The organism is Acinetobacter sp. AKBS16 (assembly GCF_002899995.1).
GTDB lineage: Bacteria > Pseudomonadota > Gammaproteobacteria > Pseudomonadales > Moraxellaceae > Acinetobacter > Acinetobacter baumannii.
On record NZ_POYH01000092.1, the window covers coordinates 15504 to 17855 of the forward strand.

General features: G+C 40.2%; 3 protein-coding genes. All 3 read left to right on the top strand.

All coding sequences use genetic code 11. The annotated features are described in order from the left end of the window. Window positions 1-144 precede the first annotated feature (144 nt). Entirely contained in the window at window positions 145-882 is a 738-nt protein-coding gene (locus C1642_RS17110; RefSeq protein ID WP_103236639.1) for an SDR family oxidoreductase, read from the top strand. A 237-nt stretch (window positions 883-1119) separates the two neighbouring features. Beyond that, complete coding sequence (locus C1642_RS17115) at window positions 1120-1629, top strand: rhodanese-like domain-containing protein (protein ID WP_005111151.1); 510 nt, start codon at window positions 1120-1122, stop codon at window positions 1627-1629. A gap of 18 nt (window positions 1630-1647) precedes the next feature. Continuing rightward, on the top strand, window positions 1648-2352 hold a 705-nt coding region (locus C1642_RS17120), incomplete at its 3' end, for a serine O-acetyltransferase (protein ID WP_228153967.1).

The window sequence follows — 2352 nt, forward strand, 5'->3', positions numbered from 1 at the left end:
AGGTATCAAATTTATCCATGGTGCTCGCTTTTAACCCTACCTATTATTAATCTATATGGAATTATCTTATCCAATTTTAATGATTTATCCCATATTTCTATATTATTAAAATAAGCCATACTTACTCAAACAGGCAATCTAAAAATGAATATTTCAAGAAAAACAGCTCTGGTTACTGGCGCATCACGTGGTATTGGCCGTGCTATTGCAGAACGTTTAGCTCAAGATGGTTTTTATGTGATTGTTAACTATGCTGGTAATAAAGTGCATGCTCAAACCATTGTAGAACATATTATTGAGCAAGGTGGTCAAGCCTCAGCTATTCAAGCGGACGTTGCAAATGAACATGAGGTGAGCCGTTTGTTTCAAGAAGCAAAGGCCATTAACGGTCGGTTAGATGTGGTAGTTCATAGTGCCGGTATTATGCCTATGGCAAAAATTACACCTGAAAGCCTGCCAGATTTCGATAAAGTGATTCATACCAATTTACGTGGCGCGTTTTTAATATTGGCGCATGCGGCCGAAACGGTGCCAGATGGTGGCCGGATTATTGCGCTTTCAACCAGTGTAATTGCCAAATCTTTTCCGGCTTATGGTCCTTATATTGCTTCAAAAGCAGGTGTCGAAGGTTTGGTACATGTGTTAGCAAATGAGTTACGCGGACGCAATATTACTGTAAACGCCGTTGCGCCCGGCCCGACAGGCACTGACCTTTTTTACAATGGAAAAACTGAAGAGCAAGTGGCAGCTATTGCAAAACTTGCTCCATTGGAACGAATCGGGACACCTGACGAAATTGCTGGCGTAGTTGCCATGCTGGCTGGTCCAGATGGGCGCTGGGTAAACTCTCAAGTCATTCGTGTAAATGGTGGATTTGCTTAATTTTAAAAACCGTGCGGATTATTTTAATCTGTACGGTTTTTACTAAATAATAAAATTTCTTAAATCTATTTTATTTTAATAACTTTATAAAATTAACTAATACTAATTTATACAAAATATTCACCGCTCTTATTTATCAAAATAATATATATAAATAGATATTCCTTATTTTTGCTTATATTTAAAACCGCGTAAATTGAACCTTAACAATCTGAATCAAAGATAAGGATATATTCAATGAACGCTAAATTAAATACTGAAACTCCGCAAGGTTTTATCTCAAATGGTTCAAATACATCCTTTTCAGCCGAAGATATTCTTGCTAAAGCACAGCAATATGCACAAGAACACGAACTAAATTTTAGTGGTAGTTTATCACCTGTTGATGCATGGCAACTCGTACAACAAGGAGAAGCCGTTTTAGTTGATGTACGTACCAATGAAGAACGTAAATTTGTAGGTTATGTCCCTGAAAGTATTCATGTCGCATGGGCAACAGGCACATCATTTAACCGTAATCCACGCTTTTTAAAAGAACTTGAATCAAAAGTCGGTAAAGACAAAACCATTCTTTTGTTATGTCGTAGTGGCAACCGTTCAGCACAAGCTGCCGAGGCCGCATTTAATGCTGGTTTTGAGCACATTTATAACGTTCTTGAAGGCTTCGAAGGTGATCTAAATGAACAGCAACAGCGTAATCAGAAAAATGGCTGGCGCATCCACCAACTTCCTTGGCAACAAGACTAATACTTCAATCAATTTTCAGTGAATCAAGGAAAGCTTGTGACTCAATGGAACATTAATGCGGTTGTACAAGGTTTACAACAAGCAAGGCATGACTGGCGTCAGCAGCAACACAGGACCAAAGAATTTGGGGGCCGTGAACTTCCATCTAAAGAAGCTTTAAAGGCCATTTTAGATGACCTGTGCGGGATTTTATTTCCAATGCGTTTAGGCCCTGCCGACTTACGTCAGGAAACTGAAGATTCTTATATTGCCTATACCTTAAATCGGGTGCTAACCGCCTTACATGCTCAAGTACAACTGGCTTTAAATTATGAAGCAAAACGACATATGGGTCATTCAAGCCCAGTGCAGCAGCCACAAGAACTTGCTCAAACTATTGTGCAGGATTTCGCCAACACTTTGCCCTCTATACGGCGCCTTTTAGACGGCGATGTGCGAGCGGCTTATGAAGGTGATCCGGCAGCACATAGTGTAGATGAAGTATTACTCTGCTATCCGGGCATATTTGCGATTATTTATCACAGAATTGCCCATCAGCTCTATGCTCAAGTGCCTTTATTGTCACGCATTATTTCGGAGTTGGCTCACTCTGCAACAGGTATTGATATTCATCCGGGTGCACAAATCGGTAAAGGATTTTTCATTGATCATGGTACGGGTGTGGTGATTGGCGAGACTTGTGTGATTGGGGAACGCGTTCGTATTTATCAGGCCGTGACCCTT

Coding starts and splice junctions, on each gene's coding strand:
- C1642_RS17110 (WP_103236639.1), top strand. CDS start 145: ATGAATATTTCAAGAAAAACAGCTCTGGTTACTGGCGCATCACGTGGT.
- C1642_RS17115 (WP_005111151.1), top strand. CDS start 1,120: ATGAACGCTAAATTAAATACTGAAACTCCGCAAGGTTTTATCTCAAAT.